Here is a 14,436-nt window from a genome sequence, read left to right on the forward strand (position 1 = left end):
ACGTTCATCGAAACCATGCAAGCCACCTGTGTCCGGTTTTTTTCTCCAATTTATTGGAATTCATCAAGAAATAATAAAAAGTCAAACAAATCCCAAGTATGTACACCAATCCCTTTGACAAGATTTTCACTCCATGGTATCACTATTGTATACAGTACACAATGCAGAACGCCTGATCCCTGAGCAAACAGCGATTCTGCAAACCAAGGAGTTTCCGAGATGAATGCATGTATCAAGGATTTGCTCGCGACGCCGAACCGACAGTTCAATGCAACCGAACTGGCCGCTTTGGCAGCATATTTCAGGATTGTCATGTTCGATGTCCTGCACCAAAGGGGAACCGGCCACTGGGGTGGTGCTGCCTCCAGTGCCGAGCTGACCACCGCTCTCTATTTCAACCGGCTTTCGATCAATCCGGAAGATCCTGATTGGGAGGACCGCGACCGCGTCATCCTTTCCAAGGGGCATGCTTCGGTGAACCTGTACACCATACTGGCCCATCGTGGATTTTTCCCGGTTGAGGAGTTGCCTACGTTCCGAACCCTCGGCTCCCGTTTGCAGGGCCATCCTTGCATGCACGCCTTATCCGGGGTGGATATGTCCACCGGGGCGCTGGGACACGGGCTTTCCATCGGTCTGGGTATGGCGTTGGGTGCCAAGCTTTCGCAAAAGCATTGGTGGACCTATGTGATCAGCGGGGAAGGCTGTCTCAATGAAGGACAGAGCTGGGAAGCCCTCATGAGCAGCGCCAAGTTCAAGCCGGAGCATTTCGTGCTCATGATCGACTACAACAAGGTGCAGCTTGATGGAACCGAGGATCAGATCATGCCGCTCGGTCCGCTCGCCAAGAAGCTGGAAGCCTTCGGATGGCATGTCGCCCCCAAGGCATATGATGGACATGATACGAAGGATATCCTTGATTCCTTTGCCTGGATGGACAGTGATGATGTGTGGCCGAAGGCTGTCATCTATGACACGATCAAGGGCAAGGGCGTTTCCTTTACCGAAGGAAAGAACACCTGGCACGGAGCGGTTATCGATGATGAGTCCTATGCGAAGGGAATCGTCGAACTGGAAGCTGACCTGAAGAAGAAGGAGGCTGCATTATGAGCATTGCCATGCGAGACGCCTTCGGCATGAAACTTGCCGAACTGGGCGCAACCCATCCGGAGTTGGTGGTCTTGGATGCCGATGTATCCTCTTCCACCAAGAGTTCCTTGTTTGCCAAAGCCTATCCCGATCGCTTCTTCAATGTCGGGGTCGCCGAGGCAAATATGGTCGACATTGCAGCCGGGTTGGCCACTACAGGCTATCATCCGGTCGTCAATGCCTTTGCCATCTTCCTCGCCCTCAAGGCAACCGACCAGATCCGCAACACCCTTTGCTACAACAACCTTCCGGTTGTCATCGCCGGAGCTTACGGAGGTCTTTCGGATTCCTTTGACGGAGCCAGCCATCAGGCGATCACCGATATAGCCATCATGCGTGCGCTTCCGAACATGCAGGTGATCGTTCCCTCCGATGCCCGCCAGGCACAGGAAGCCTTGGTCTATGCATTGCACCAGAACGGGCCGGTCTATATCCGGCTGAACCGCAATGCCATGCCTGATCTTCCTCCCGTAAACGGCATACAGACCGTGTGCAGCAGGGAAGGAAGCGACGTCACCATTGCAGCCAACGGTATTACGGCAAGCTTCGCCGACAAGGCTGCCGATCTGCTTGCCAAGCAAGGTGTCAAGGCTGAAGTGCTCAGCGTTCCGGTGGTCAAGCCGCTGGATGTGCAGACATTGGCTGCAAGTGTAAGGAAGACGGGAAAACTCGTGTGTGTGGAAGAGCATGTGTTGGCCGGTGGATTTGCCTCCGCGGTGAGCGAGGCCTTTATGAAACAAGGAATTTTTTGTAGATTTGATGCGATGGGAATTGAAGATACCTTCACTGAGTCCGGCCCCTATGAGCCGCTCTTGGCAAAATATGGAATCAGTGCAGAGCAGATTGCAAGCCGTGCAAAAGCTCTGTGCAACTAAGGAGAACAGCAGATGGATCAGATGAAACGCGCGTATGAATTGTTGAATGCATGGAAGGGAGATTCCTATATCCATGGTCTTGGGGTGCTCGACCAAGTCGGGAAGCTTGCCGCCTCGTTTGGCAAGCGCGCCTTGGTAGTAAGCAACACCACCTATATGAAACCGATCGCCGACCGTGTGGTCGCTTATCTTAGTCAGGCCGGGGTCGAGCTTGCCGGAGGCGTCGTAGCCCCCGATGCAAAACCCAATGCCCCCCGTGAGGACGTGTATCGCCTGGAGTCCTATATCCTCCATACCAAACCCGATTGCATCGTGGTCATCGGCGGAGGGTCTTCCATCGACGCGGTGAAGGCTGCAAATGCATTGGCGACGCTCGGTGGGAAGGTTACCGCCGAAATCGATTACTATTTCGGTACCAACGTGGTCTCCGATGCACTGAAGAAGACCGATTCTTCCCTGATTCCGGTCATCGCCGTCCAGACTTCGGCTTCCAGTGGAGCACATCTTACCAAGTATTCCAACATCACCGACCCGGTGGTGGGGCAGAAGAAGTTGATCGTAGACAACGCATTGGTCCCGACTGTCGGCTTGTTCGACTATGAGACCACCGTTTCCATGCCGATCAGTGTTACGATCGATGGTGCCTTGGATGCCATCGCCCACACGTTCGAAGTGTTCTGCGGAGCAAAGAGCGAGACCTATGAAAAGGCGCAGGAACTGGCGGAATGCGCCATCAGCTTGGTTGCTGAGTATGCCAAGGTGCTTGTTGACGACCCGAAGAACGTGAAGGCTCGTGAGGCCATCGGACTGGCCACCGACCTTGGTGGATACGCCATCATGATTGGGGGAACCAGCGGTGCCCACCTGACCAGTTTCTCCCTGGTCGACATCGTCAGCCATGGGACGGCCTGTGGTATCATGAACCCGTACTATGCGGTTTTGTACGAAAAGGCAATCCAGAAACAGCTGAAGGTCATCGGTGCCATCTTCTCACAGTATGGATTTGGTCCTTCGGTGGACAAGCTGGAAGGAAGGGCTTTGGCCGAGGCTGTAGCCCAGTCCATGATCACCTTCAGCAAATCCATCAACGCCCCTTCCAAGCTCAGTGACCTGAAAGGTTTCACTGAGGCACACATCCAACGTGCCCTCGCTGCGGCGAAGGATCCTCAGCTTGAGATGAAACTGAAGAACATGCCGGTTCCCATGACCAAGGATGATGTGGACACCTACATGGAAAAGCTGCTTCGTGCAGCCAGTACCGGGGACCTCTCTTTGATCAAGGAGATGTAAGGAATGAATGGGCGGGATGACCGAGTCATTCCGCCCGTACCTGCAGGAGTATTGATATGAAGCTGTCTGTAGCCATTGCCGGCCAAGAGGCGATGCCCAATGCGTTTGTTGTCTTCAGAGGGGTGAAGGAATCGATCATAAAGGCCCATGCGCTTGGGTATGATGGGGTGGAACTCGCACTCAAGCGTCCAGATGAGGTGACTCGGACGGAGCTTGCCCAGTGGCTGGGGGAGAACCATCTGGAAGTCAGCGCTATTTCCTCCGGTCAGGTTTTTGCCGCCCGGAATTTGTATTTCACCGATGAGAATACTGAACATCGTGCAGAATTGTACAAGACGTTTTGTGATTTCATCGACTTGGCTTCTGAATTCGGATCTTTGGTGAACATCGGTCGAACCCGTGGTCCGATCGCCGGTCGCGATCAGGCTTTGGTCGAACGATTGTTCCTGGATATGGCCCACAAGGTCGCCGATCATGCAGAGAAGCGGGGTGTCGACTTGATCCTCGAACCGGTAAACCGGTATGAGATCGACTTCATCAACAATCTGGACGAATGTGCGGCATTGCTGAAGAAGGTCAACCGCAGGAACTTCGTCATGATGCCCGATGTCTTTCATATGAACATCGAGGATGATCGCATCGGGGAAAGCTTCATCCGCAACAAGGAATATGTACGGTACGTACATTTTGCCGACACCAACCGGCATGCTCCCGGGGATGGTCACATGAATTGGGATGAAATCTTCCATGCCCTTGAGGAGATTGGGTACACTGGTTGGACGACCGCTGAGATTCTTCCGCATCCCGATCCCGATACGGCTGCGAAGCGGACGGTCGATTTCCTACGGGAAACCTACGGCTCCTTCTATCGGTGAACACAAAGAGCGGCCACCCTGGATCAGGGTGGCCTGATTGTTTACTGCAACAAGGCGTCAATATTCTGTTTGACCATGGCTTCCAAGCTGCCTCTTCCTTCCCGATCGGGAAAATTTCGCCAAACAACCAGCTTGCTTTTCGGCGATACCGAAAGGAGAACGGAAGCGATCGGGTTGTGGAAGTTGTCAATGATGATCGCATACCCGCCTTTGGCCGCTTCTGCAATCTGCTTTGCGGAGATAGGACCGGGGCCGAACGTTCCTGCCACCTGCAACCCCAGATCCTTGGCCAGATACATCTGCATCGCATGGCAATAGACCGGTAGCTGATCAAGACCGGCTTGATGCACCAATGCTTTTCCCTGCTCGATTACAGCCCGATAGGAATCCACCCGTTGCTTGCTTTGGACCTCGGTGCCCAGCAATGAAGCGATGTACTCGGCTTGCTTCGTCACATTGGCGATGCTGTTGTCGGTCTCGATCTTGATCAAGGAAGCAGCGTCCTTCTTGATCGAAGAGCCCATGCTCTGCATCATCCGTTCATATCCTGCATACAAAAAATAATCGGCCTTGTTGATGGCAACGACATCGTTGACGGTGATCTCGTACTCAGGTGGATGTACAAGATTTGCCGGGGCGATGGAACGAACGCCGTCAAGACCTCCCAGATCGGCGAAAGCAGCCGTCCAGCTGGTGGATGCAACCACCGAAGGGTGTGTTTCGGCAATCGGCTGGGCGTAGAGTGCAACCGAAGACAGGACGAGCAAGACGAGGACACTGAATTTTTTCATTGTGCGTTTCCTTGTTTCTTTGATATTGGGGGTAGGAGATACAGCAAGGCCGAAAGCAACGCAATCGTTCCGCTGGGAGGCATGTCTGTGGTGATTGCGAAGAGGAATCCGAACAAGGAAACCCCCAGCCCGAACAGGCAGGATCGCAAGAACAGTTGCTTCAAGCTGTTGCTGCGCTTGTCGGCAACCAAAACAGGAAGGATCAGCAGTGCATCAATCAGTAACGCACCGAGCAGCTTCATGGCAAAGGCGATGACGCAGGCGATGATCAGGACCATGGTTGTGTAATGCAACGACACGGCCATGCCCAACGATTGGGCGATTTCCTGATCAAAGAACAGGGCGCTGATCGTCCGGAAGTTCAAGATGATATAGACCAGAAGCAAAACGGCAATGCCGCCCAAAAGCAGTACATCGATCCAGCTCAGGGCAAACGGACTGCCCCAAAGCAGTTGCAGGGTATCTTTGGCCGGAACGTCCCAGATATGCATCACCAAGGAGGCTGCAGCCATGGTGAAGACCATGGTTGCAGCGCTGGCAAGGCCGAAACCGTACCGTCTGTCCTTGGTCAGGTGCAGCATGACGAGCACCAACACAACATTGAGGGCAATGCTTACCGGAAGCAGTGGAAGCTGCAGAGCCAGGGAGATCGCCCCGCCGAGAATCACTCCATGCATCAGCATATACCGCATGGGAACCAGATTCATCCTGAGTACCATCACCCCGCTGGCCGGAAAACCCAAGCCTGCCACCACCATTGCCAACAGGCCTTTGTAGACTGGAGGAAGGGTCAGGATGTATGCGATGTCAGTCACGTTGGTCTCCCATCTGGAGGACAGGCCACTGCAATGCGATTTCCAGTTCCTTGTCATGGGTGACGATGATGATCGTCGGCATCTCATCGATGGTAAGGGAATGGAGGATGTCGACCAGGGTAGTCCTGCTTTTGGCATCCAGGAACGAGGTGGGCTCATCAAGCAGCAAAAGTCGTGCTTTCTGACAGAGTGCACGGGAGAGGGCTGTTTTTTGCCGTTCCCCGCCGCTTAAGGTGAAAAAATTCCGTGTAGCCAGATGCTGGATGCCTGTTCTTCTAAGTGCCGTATCAATCTCCCATGCTTGCCGTTCCGCCGAAAGTGAAGCGTCGACTGCCATGCTGACGACTTCCCGTACCGAAACGGGGAATTGTTGCTGGGTTTGTTGTTGTTTGATATACCCTATGGTCCGTTTGGGAAGCTGGTCCACCGGCATGCCATCGATGAGGATTTCCCCCTGCGTGGGTTTCAGATTGCCCAGAAGCAGGTTGAGCAACGTAGTTTTTCCCTGTCCATTGTCCCCTTGGATGACAAGCCTCCCACCCTCAGGAAGATGGAAGCTCACGTCCTTGAGGAGTGCATCCTTGTCTGGATACGCGAAGCTGACATGCTGGACATCAACCGATACCCCTTGCACCAACTTTGCCCGAATTCGCAAAAGACGATACATCTGGTTTGCGTCGGTCATCGGTTCGAGCAATGCTTCGGTCTTACATTGCAGTCGTTCGATGCGTCGTTCATAGGTGACGGTGATGCCTTGCTGCCGGTAGTATGCCAAGGCAAGGTCGCTGATCAAGTTGATGTGCGCCCTGTGGATCCCGAGCCTCGCCATCAGCACCGCTGCAGCTTTTCCTGCAGCGGTATCGTGGGCACTCAGGCAGTCGCGGCCACCAGTGTAGGTGGCAAGAAAACGTTCAAGGGCAAACAGTGGGGTAAGCCACCGTCCACTGTCCGAGAAGATGAGTTGGTCGTGGTTGTAGACGCAGAGTGTACAACCTTCAGGAAGATTCTGTTGATATGGTTCCACCGGTGACTCCCATACAAAAAGCCATGAAAGCAAAGGACTGTCATCCTTCTCTGCCTTCATGGCTCTTCTCATAAACAGGTAAATATTCGGATCAATACCCCTTCATGGGGTTGGTTATGCACAATGGTACCCTTCCTTTCCGTGGTGTGTCAAGGAAGCATGTCAGGCAATGAACAAGGCTATTTCTTCCACGGCGAGGCTGACCATCTCCCCCAGGCTCAGATCCTGCCTTCCTACGATGGAGACGTTGCACTTGCTGATGGGCAGCAATATCTTGTGTGCCCTGCTTTGGGCGATCGCCAACGCCATGGTCGGTGTGATTTCCCCGTGCAAGGCGTCAGCGGTGATGATGCCCAATGGTCCTACGATCAAGTCAGCCGTTCTTGCTGCCACCACCACTGGATTCTCCCCGGTGGCAATCCCGTCGGCACCACTATGCAGCATGGCGCTTGCTGCCATGCTGTTGGTCCCGATTCCCAGTACATATGTTCCGGGAAACCGCTGCTTGATGGCTTGTACCAAGGTTTTTCCGAGGCTTCCCCCTTGTCCGTCGATGACTACGATCTGCATGGTTGTTTCTCCATTTCCATCTTATCCAACCCGACCAGATAGATTTCAAACGAATCATCACGGCATGCTTTGGGTTTGAAGGGTTTCACCTTCGAAAAAAAGGTACGCATCAGCTTGAGCAATTCCACCTGACCGCCACCTTGGAAAATCTTGACCACCAAATTCCCATGGGTCTTCAGATGATCCTGCGCCAGATAAATGACCTGCTCTGCCAGATTCTCGCTTCTGGCGGTATCGACGGATCGGTTTCCCATGGTCATCGGGGCTGCATCGCTGATGATTGCATCATACGGACCGTGTTCGATCAACAGGGGCCTGATCTCTTTGCTGAACGCATCCCCGACAAAGGAGATGACCGTATGGGGTACCGGATTCAAGTTCAGCGGATTCAAATCCACTGCAACGATTTTTCCCGTCCCCTTGAGCAGCTGGGTATGGGTGTACAGGGTCCATGAACCGGGAGCCGCTCCTACGTCCAATACCGTATCACCGCTTTTGATGAGCTTGAAATTCTGCTGAAGTTCTTCCAGCTTGTAAACGGAGCGGGCAGGGTATCCTTCCTTGTGTGCACGTTTGGTATATGAGTCTGCACGATCTCTTCTACTGGTAGCCATGCTTCTGACTATACCAGACATTCAAAGATAGAAGAAGGTACCAGCGGGGCTTTGGTTGGGTGGAGAGATTTACCCGCTGGTACCTAGGAGTAACACGAAAAGGAGGTTGAAAAAACGGTTGCTCTGTTCTGTCTATAACAGTGGCATTTTTCATGCCAAGTATTGAGATCTCTGCAACCTGCTATGAATTCATGTACTCGGTTGCCATGTTCTTTCGGGGTCGGTGTGCAGAATGTGAACAAAGGGAATGGCTTTCCATTGATGTTCACCGGATAAAAAGATGGTGCCAGCGGTATTTTGTGGGGTGGGGAGAGAGAACCGCTGGCACCAAGTATCACACTTAAGGAGGTTTGAAAAAAACTGTTGCTCTGTTCTACCTAGTATAATGCAACTACCGTGCCAATCATTGATAAAAGAACTAATGGTAAATATTCTATACTATAGGAGTTATATTTTTGCATGACACCATGTTCAGTCGTGTGCAAAATTGTTACAGGTGGAATCTGTTGCGCATCAACTTTCTTGTATGAGGACAAAAAGATGGTGCCAGCGATATTGTGGGGTGGGGAGAGAGAATCGCTGGCACCAAAGAAATCACACTTTAAGGAGGTTTGAAAAAAACTGTTGCTCTGTTCTGCCTAGTATAATGCAACTACCGTGCCAACCATTAAAACCTATACAAATAGTGTATATTAATTTCCATTTGTATTTATCTGATATGTGGTTTGGGTTTGGCGCAGTGTGAAAAATCGTAACACCAATACAAATTTTCACAGAATATCGTGAAGATAAAAAGAAGGATGCCAAAAGCTGATTGGGGTAAATCTCTTGGCATCCTGTCGGAATAAAAGGAGGAGTATGAAAAAAAGTGTTGCTCTGTTCTGCCAAATATGATGCAACAACCATGCCAACTCATATTCCTTAAATCACAAAGGCAATTGCGGGTTTGTTTGTGCTCGGGCTGTGCATTGCTTGCACACTTTCCCAAAAGTGTGCATTTATTGCGCAATTGACGATTTGGCAGGTAATTTATACTGTATGCATATGAAAAAAGGCACCTTCCTCAACCGGCGATTCCGGGATGGCACGTATAGAAACTTTACGCTCAAATTGGTTTTGGTCAATGTCTTGGTATATCTGCTTACCGGAGTCTTGATTCCCAAAAGCACGTATTACCTTGCCATGATTCCTTCCTTCGTATTATCCGGATATTTTTGGCAACCCTTTACCTACATGTTCGTGCATGGAGGATTCAGCCATCTCTTATTCAACATGCTCAGCTTGTTTATTTTCGGCACCATGGTGGAGAAACGCATCGGCAGTAAGGAGTTTCTCCTGTTCTATCTGCTGACAGGACTTCTAAGTGGGATTGCCAGTTTCATCAGCTACTATCTGGCGGGAACAAATGTCGTGCTTGTCGGAGCCTCAGGTGCCATCTACGGAGTTCTGCTCATGTTCGCAGTATTCTATCCGTACTCGGTTATCTTCGTCTTCGGTCTGATACCGGTAAGGGCCCCGATTCTGGTGCTGATCTATGCAGCCATCGAACTGTACAGCCAAGTATTCGGTGCAGGAGGAAATGTCGCGCACCTCACCCACTTGAGCGGTCTGTTGTTCGCATACCTGTACTGCAGGATTCGGATGCACATCAATCCGATCGAAGTGTTCAAGCGAACCCTTTAATCCAGGATCCCGTACTTGTCCCTGATGGAAGAGTAGCCTTTCTTGATCACATTGTAGATGAGCTCCAGCTTCTGGTCATGATGGATGAAGGCTGACTTCATCGCATTGATCGTGATCTTCTCCAAGTCCCTGATCGTCAGATTGTAGTATTGCACCGCCAGCTCCATCTCCTTGGTGAGGGTGGTATCGCTCATCAGGCGGTTGTCGCTGCAAAGGAAGACCCGAAATTTGTTGCGATAGAAAATCGGGAAGGGGTGGCTGGCATAATCCTTTGCCGCTCCGGTTCCCACATTGCTGGTAAGGCACATCTCCAAGGGAATGCGTCTGTCGAGAATGAAATTCGCCAAGGAACCCATCTCCTCGATCCGTGTCCCATCGAGTGACATATCCTCAACCAGACGGGTACCGTGTCCGATGCGGTGGGCCCCGCACACCTGGATTGCCTGCCAGATCGACTCCACTCCGAAAGCTTCCCCGGCATGGATGGTGATGTTGAAATTCTTGTTGCGGATGAATTGGAAGGCTTCCAAGTGCTTTTTGGCAGGATAGCCCATTTCATCACCGGCAAGGTCGAACCCCACCACACCGCGGTCGGCGAATGCGACGGCGAGCTCGGCGATGGTATGGCTCACTGCAGGGGATTGGTTGCGCATGGCGCACAGGATCAAACCGACCGGCATGCCGGTCTGCCTGGTTCCCCATTGCAATCCATCAAGTACCGATTGCACCACCTCCTCCAAGCTGAGCCCTTGGTTGGTATGAAGAATCGGGGCGAAACGTATTTCGGCATAGCAGACATGTTCGGATGCAAGGTCCTCCACCGCCTCGAAGGCAACTCTGCGAAGTGCTTCCTTGGTTTGCATGACCTTGGTGGTGATTGCAAAGGGCTCAAGGTACAGTGACAGGCTTTTTTGTTTGCAGCCCCGGATGATCCAATCATGCAATTTCTGCGGATCGTCACTGGGAAGCTTGACATTTTGCTGTTTCGCAAGTTCCAAAATGGTCTGGACCCGCAGCCCACCGTCAAGGTGGTCATGGAGTTCAACTTTCGGAACCTGCTGAATGATTTCCTTTGTTATCATGGACATATCATACAGCATATACCGAGTAAACAGCAAATCATTTGGACGGCAGTGATGAGAAAACCCTGATTCCTTGGCTTTGAGGCTATACAATTTTATAAAAAGTTGGGATACTAGGAGTGTCTAAGTACAACGCAAATAATGAGTAAGGAGAGAGCTTGCTATGGCAAAACGTGAAGAAGCCCTGAATAAGAAGCTGCTTGCAGCCTCCGTTTCTGCTACCAAGGTGAAGGAAATAAAGACCCTTCTTCAGCAGGGTGCTGACATTCATACCCAGAATGAATGGGGCCTTACTCCCATCATGTTGGCAGCACAGTACAATCCTTCGGTGAATGTACTCAAAGCTTTGCTGGATGCTGGGGCGGATATTCAGGAAGCTGAACCCAAGTACCGTTCCAATGCACTGCATCTTGCAGCAAACAAGAGTTCCAGCCCCAAAATCATTGAGGAACTGCTCAATGCAGGGGCGGATCTGAATGCACGAAACTACCTTGGGGAGACTGCCTTGATCATGGCGGTGAACAGCAACCCCGAGACCAGGGTCATTTCCGCCCTGTTGAAGGCGGGTGCCGACATCAATGCCCGTGACTATCAGGGTCATTCCGTCCTGGAATATGCCAAGGCGGCAAAGCGAACCTATATTGTCAACCAACTGAAGAAGATGGGTGCAAACTAATAAGTTTCACTTCTTCGAAAAAACACCCCCTTGCTTCGTTGCAGGGGGGTGTTGATTATTCTTTGCGCTCTTTTCAGGCTTTCTGCCATTCCTTTTCGACGATCTGTTCGTCAATCTCAGCCTGCAGCTTTGCGATCAAGGCCTTGGTTTCCTCCACCAGCGAGTCGAGGTTGAACGAGAAGGTCTCCTCAAGATTGCGTCTGAGCTTCACCTCAACCTTGCCTTCCTTCAAGGAACGGTTGCCCAAGGTCAGACGAATCGGCAATCCGATCAGATCTGCATCGGCAAACTTGACTCCTGCCGATTCCTTGCGGTCGTCATACAGGACTTCGATGCCTGCAGCACTGAGCTTCTGATACAACTGCTCGGCGATCTCTGCATCCTTTACCAAACTGACCAGATGGACCTGCATGGGGGCAACCGAGATGGGAAGGCACAGGCCTTGCGCATCCGAGTAATTCTCCGCGAGACAGGCAAGCAGTCTTCCGACCCCGATGCCGTAGGAACCCATGATCACCGGCTTGCGGCTGCCGCTTTCATCCTGGAAGAAGCAGTTCATGCTCTCACTGTAGCGTGTGTTGAGTTGGAAGATGTTTCCAACCTCGACACCTTTGGAAGATTCGAGGGGCTTGCCGCATTCGGGGCATGCAAAGCCGGATGATGCGCTGGCAATATCAGCCACCAAACCTGTGTAGTCACGATCGAAGTTGGTGTTCAGCAGGTGATATCCTTCCTCGTTTGCTCCAGCCACCAGATTATTGCTCTTCGCCACGGAATCGTCGATGATAACCATCGTATCGCTTGTACAGCCGATGGCGGATCCATAGCCTGGAACCATCTTTTTTGCAAGAATTTCCTCTGCATGGGCCGGTCTCAGGGCATTGGCACGCGCTGCATTCTGCAGTTTATTCTCCTCAACCTCAAGGTCGCCTCGGACGATGCCGACAATCAATTTCTCTTCTTCTTCCCCGTTGGTATCGTTGATGAATGTTCCCACCATGAATACCGCTTTGGCGGTCTGTCGCTTCTCGATCTTGAGGAAATCGGCCAATTCCTCGATCGTCTTGCATTCGGGAGTCAGCACTTTCTCAACAGGTTTGGGATCTTCCGCATAATAGGTCTTTGCAAAGGCGGCAACTTGGCGGTTTGCCGTGTAGCCGCACGCAGGACAGGTGATGATGGTATCCTCTCCGATGGAGGAGAGATACATGTACTCATGGGAAATCTTTCCGCCCATCATGCCGCTGTCCGCACCGACTACGATCACCGGAAGTGCACAACGACTGAAAATCCTGAAGTATGCCTTGTAGTGGGCTGCATACTGGGCATCGAGTCCAGCCGCATCCGTGTCAAAGGAATAACTGTCCTTCATGGTGAATTCACGCACCCGAATCAAGCCAGCACGAGGTCTGGGGTCATCCCGCCATTTGGTCTGGATCTGGTAGACGAGCAAGGGAAGCCGCTTGTAGCTGTCGATTTCCCCACGGGCCAGGTCGGTGACCGCTTCCTCATGCGTCATGGCCAGCACCATATCGCGGCCGACGCGGTCGTTGAAGCGGCTCATCTCCTTGTCGATGCTGTAATACCTTCCGGTTTCCTTCCAGATGTCGGCAGGATTGACCAAAGGCATCAGGATTTCCTGTCCCCCGATTGCATTCATTTCCTCACGGATGATCTGCTCGATCTTCTTTGTTGCATTGAACCCGAAGGGGAGCAAAGAGAAGATGCCGGCCCCCAACTGGCGGATAAAGCCTGCACGAAGCAAATACTCATACCCTTTGCTGTCTGCTCCATTGGGGGCTTCGCGAAGGGTTTTGGAAAAGAGTCTGGACATCCTCATCTTGTTGCGTCTCCTTAACTATTCGAACAGTGGCCATTGTAGCAAAACAAGATGGCCTTCTCAAGGAGTAGGAACAGATGAGTCGAGTTTCAAGGCTTGGTTTTGTGCCTCGATCGCAAGGCGCATCGCCAAAAAGGTATGTTCTTGGGATATTGCATCTTCACGGTGATGCAAACAATCGAGGATGAGCTTCCCAAAGAACGGATATCCGATGGTCCCGTATGCAGCAATATGATGTTCTCCCGTTTCATCGACCAAATATACCTGGTCTCCTTCCGTTGAACGGGCTACATCAAGATATTTCCTGATTTCTATGGTGGCTTTCGTGCCGACGATGAACACCCTGCCGTCCCCCCATGCGCCAAGCCCGTCGGGGGTGAACCAGTCTACCCGGAAATGACAGACTGCATGGTTGTCTGCAAGCAAAGTGCAATGGCCGTAGTCCGAGAATTGCGGATGGTCCGGCGTATGGTAATTGGCAACGCAACTTTCCAGCACCTGTGCATCCTTGGCTCCCGCATAGGTAAGGAATTGTTCGATCTGATGGCTGCCGATATCAACCAGGATACCTCCGTTTTCCTCAGGATTGAAGAACCAGAGTGGACGGGAAGGCTTGTTCAGGCGGTGTGGTGCGAGAATGGTAACCGAAAGGACCTTGCCCAGCTTCCCTTCTTCGATGAGCTGTTGGGCATACAAGGCTCCTTCCACATGAACCCGCTCCCCGAAGTAGACGAAATACCGGAAATTCGTCCGTGCGCAAGCCTCTTTTGCCAACGCAATCTCCTGGAGCGTCAGCATTCCGGGTTTGTCACAGAAATAGTGCTTCTGATGCTCGAGTACCTGTAAACCCAGTGCGCATCGGTCACAAGGCTTCACTGCACTGGCAACCAAACGGATGTCTGCATCCGCAAGGATCTGATCAATGCAAGGGGCAGGCTTTGCCTGTGGATAGCGTCTTACAAATTCAGAGACTTTTTGCGGGTCATCATCATAAACCCAGACCAAGGTGGCTCCTGCTTCCAAAAGCCCGTTGGTCATGGCAAAGATATGGCCATGATCCAGGCCTACCACTGCAAAGGGGAACTCATGTTCCCCTACCACCCGCTCCCCCTGCTTCTGCGAACGGGGAGCGTACGTCATACCATCCATTTT

14 protein-coding genes are annotated in these 14,436 nt (G+C 51.9%); 6 read left to right on the plus strand and 8 right to left on the minus strand.

Features of this window, described 5'->3' with window-relative positions; translation table 11 throughout:
- The first annotated feature begins 219 nt into the window (after positions 1–219).
- The 4 genes from AB7C91_RS04730 to AB7C91_RS04745 are packed head-to-tail and all read left to right on the plus strand — an operon-like array spanning position 220 to position 4,189.
- Positions 220–1,110, plus strand: a complete 891-nt coding sequence (locus tag AB7C91_RS04730; protein ID WP_332446523.1) for a transketolase — start codon at positions 220–222, stop codon at positions 1,108–1,110.
- Positions 1,107–2,024, plus strand: coding sequence for a transketolase family protein (locus AB7C91_RS04735; RefSeq protein ID WP_332446524.1), 918 nt, complete (start codon positions 1,107–1,109; stop codon positions 2,022–2,024). Before AB7C91_RS04730 ends, AB7C91_RS04735 begins: the two co-directional genes overlap by 4 nt.
- Before the next feature lie 12 nt (positions 2,025–2,036).
- Positions 2,037–3,314 (plus strand): iron-containing alcohol dehydrogenase, encoded by a 1,278-nt coding sequence (locus AB7C91_RS04740; RefSeq protein ID WP_428589559.1) that lies wholly within the window; start codon positions 2,037–2,039, stop codon positions 3,312–3,314.
- A gap of 56 nt (positions 3,315–3,370) precedes the next feature.
- A complete protein-coding gene (locus AB7C91_RS04745) occupies positions 3,371–4,189 on the plus strand; it encodes a TIM barrel protein (RefSeq protein ID WP_428589562.1) in 819 nt (272 codons plus the stop codon).
- A 41-nt stretch (positions 4,190–4,230) separates the two neighbouring features.
- On the opposite strand, the gene AB7C91_RS04750 is transcribed toward AB7C91_RS04745, so the two are convergent.
- The 5 genes from AB7C91_RS04750 to AB7C91_RS04770 form a co-directional block, all read right to left on the minus strand.
- The gene (locus tag AB7C91_RS04750) at positions 4,231–4,980 is read right to left on the minus strand and encodes a metal ABC transporter solute-binding protein, Zn/Mn family (protein WP_332446527.1); all 750 of its coding nucleotides are present in this window, start codon (positions 4,978–4,980) and stop codon (positions 4,231–4,233) included.
- Entirely contained in the window at positions 4,977–5,795 is an 819-nt protein-coding gene (locus AB7C91_RS04755) for a metal ABC transporter permease (protein WP_428589565.1), read from the minus strand. The genes AB7C91_RS04750 and AB7C91_RS04755 overlap by 4 nt, the downstream gene beginning before the upstream one ends.
- A complete protein-coding gene (locus AB7C91_RS04760) occupies positions 5,788–6,879 on the minus strand; it encodes a DUF1893 domain-containing protein (protein WP_332446529.1) in 1,092 nt (363 codons plus the stop codon). Before AB7C91_RS04760 ends, AB7C91_RS04755 begins: the two co-directional genes overlap by 8 nt.
- A 102-nt stretch (positions 6,880–6,981) precedes the next feature.
- On the minus strand, positions 6,982–7,389 hold the full coding sequence (locus AB7C91_RS04765) for a DUF3842 family protein (protein WP_332446530.1): 408 nt from the start codon (positions 7,387–7,389) through the stop codon (positions 6,982–6,984).
- A complete protein-coding gene (locus AB7C91_RS04770) occupies positions 7,377–8,003 on the minus strand; it encodes an RlmE family RNA methyltransferase (RefSeq protein WP_332446531.1) in 627 nt (208 codons plus the stop codon). Before AB7C91_RS04770 ends, AB7C91_RS04765 begins: the two co-directional genes overlap by 13 nt.
- Before the next feature lie 1,044 nt (positions 8,004–9,047).
- Between AB7C91_RS04770 and AB7C91_RS04775 the strand changes: the two genes are divergently transcribed.
- Entirely contained in the window at positions 9,048–9,686 is a 639-nt protein-coding gene (locus AB7C91_RS04775; RefSeq protein WP_332446532.1) for a rhomboid family intramembrane serine protease, read from the plus strand.
- Here the strand turns inward: AB7C91_RS04775 and AB7C91_RS04780 are convergent.
- Positions 9,683–10,768 (minus strand): adenosine deaminase, encoded by a 1,086-nt coding sequence (locus AB7C91_RS04780; RefSeq protein WP_428589570.1) that lies wholly within the window; start codon positions 10,766–10,768, stop codon positions 9,683–9,685. The two genes, AB7C91_RS04775 and AB7C91_RS04780, sit on opposite strands and share 4 nt — an antisense overlap.
- Before the next feature lie 163 nt (positions 10,769–10,931).
- Here AB7C91_RS04780 and AB7C91_RS04785 point away from each other — a divergent pair, with 163 nt between their 5' ends.
- The gene (locus AB7C91_RS04785) at positions 10,932–11,444 is read left to right on the plus strand and encodes an ankyrin repeat domain-containing protein (protein ID WP_332446534.1); all 513 of its coding nucleotides are present in this window, start codon (positions 10,932–10,934) and stop codon (positions 11,442–11,444) included.
- Positions 11,445–11,517: 73 nt separating this feature from the next.
- On the opposite strand, the gene AB7C91_RS04790 is transcribed toward AB7C91_RS04785, so the two are convergent.
- Both AB7C91_RS04790 and AB7C91_RS04795 read right to left on the minus strand, forming a co-directional pair.
- Complete coding sequence (locus tag AB7C91_RS04790) at positions 11,518–13,284, minus strand: proline--tRNA ligase (RefSeq protein ID WP_428589573.1); 1,767 nt, start codon at positions 13,282–13,284, stop codon at positions 11,518–11,520.
- Between the two features lie 60 nt (positions 13,285–13,344).
- A complete protein-coding gene (locus AB7C91_RS04795; protein ID WP_332446597.1) occupies positions 13,345–14,433 on the minus strand; it encodes a Gfo/Idh/MocA family oxidoreductase in 1,089 nt (362 codons plus the stop codon).
- Between the last annotated feature and the right edge of the window lie 3 nt (positions 14,434–14,436).

It is taken from the genome of Sphaerochaeta sp. (assembly GCF_050256055.1).
Lineage (GTDB): Bacteria > Spirochaetota > Spirochaetia > Sphaerochaetales > Sphaerochaetaceae > Sphaerochaeta.

Bases quoted from the DNA above. Each gene is read 5' to 3' on its own strand.
- AB7C91_RS04790 (WP_428589573.1), bottom strand. From the start codon at position 13,284: ATGAGGATGTCCAGACTCTTTTCCAAAACCCTTCGCGAAGCCCCCAAT.
- AB7C91_RS04760 (WP_332446529.1), bottom strand. From the start codon at position 6,879: ATGAAGGCAGAGAAGGATGACAGTCCTTTGCTTTCATGGCTTTTTGTA.
- AB7C91_RS04775 (WP_332446532.1), top strand. From the start codon at position 9,048: ATGAAAAAAGGCACCTTCCTCAACCGGCGATTCCGGGATGGCACGTAT.
- AB7C91_RS04735 (WP_332446524.1), top strand. From the start codon at position 1,107: ATGAGCATTGCCATGCGAGACGCCTTCGGCATGAAACTTGCCGAACTG.
- AB7C91_RS04750 (WP_332446527.1), bottom strand. From the start codon at position 4,980: ATGAAAAAATTCAGTGTCCTCGTCTTGCTCGTCCTGTCTTCGGTTGCA.
- AB7C91_RS04780 (WP_428589570.1), bottom strand. From the start codon at position 10,768: ATGATAACAAAGGAAATCATTCAGCAGGTTCCGAAAGTTGAACTCCAT.
- AB7C91_RS04765 (WP_332446530.1), bottom strand. From the start codon at position 7,389: ATGCAGATCGTAGTCATCGACGGACAAGGGGGAAGCCTCGGAAAAACC.
- AB7C91_RS04795 (WP_332446597.1), bottom strand. From the start codon at position 14,433: ATGGATGGTATGACGTACGCTCCCCGTTCGCAGAAGCAGGGGGAGCGG.
- AB7C91_RS04785 (WP_332446534.1), top strand. From the start codon at position 10,932: ATGGCAAAACGTGAAGAAGCCCTGAATAAGAAGCTGCTTGCAGCCTCC.
- AB7C91_RS04730 (WP_332446523.1), top strand. From the start codon at position 220: ATGAATGCATGTATCAAGGATTTGCTCGCGACGCCGAACCGACAGTTC.
- AB7C91_RS04770 (WP_332446531.1), bottom strand. From the start codon at position 8,003: ATGGCTACCAGTAGAAGAGATCGTGCAGACTCATATACCAAACGTGCA.
- AB7C91_RS04740 (WP_428589559.1), top strand. From the start codon at position 2,037: ATGGATCAGATGAAACGCGCGTATGAATTGTTGAATGCATGGAAGGGA.
- AB7C91_RS04745 (WP_428589562.1), top strand. From the start codon at position 3,371: ATGAAGCTGTCTGTAGCCATTGCCGGCCAAGAGGCGATGCCCAATGCG.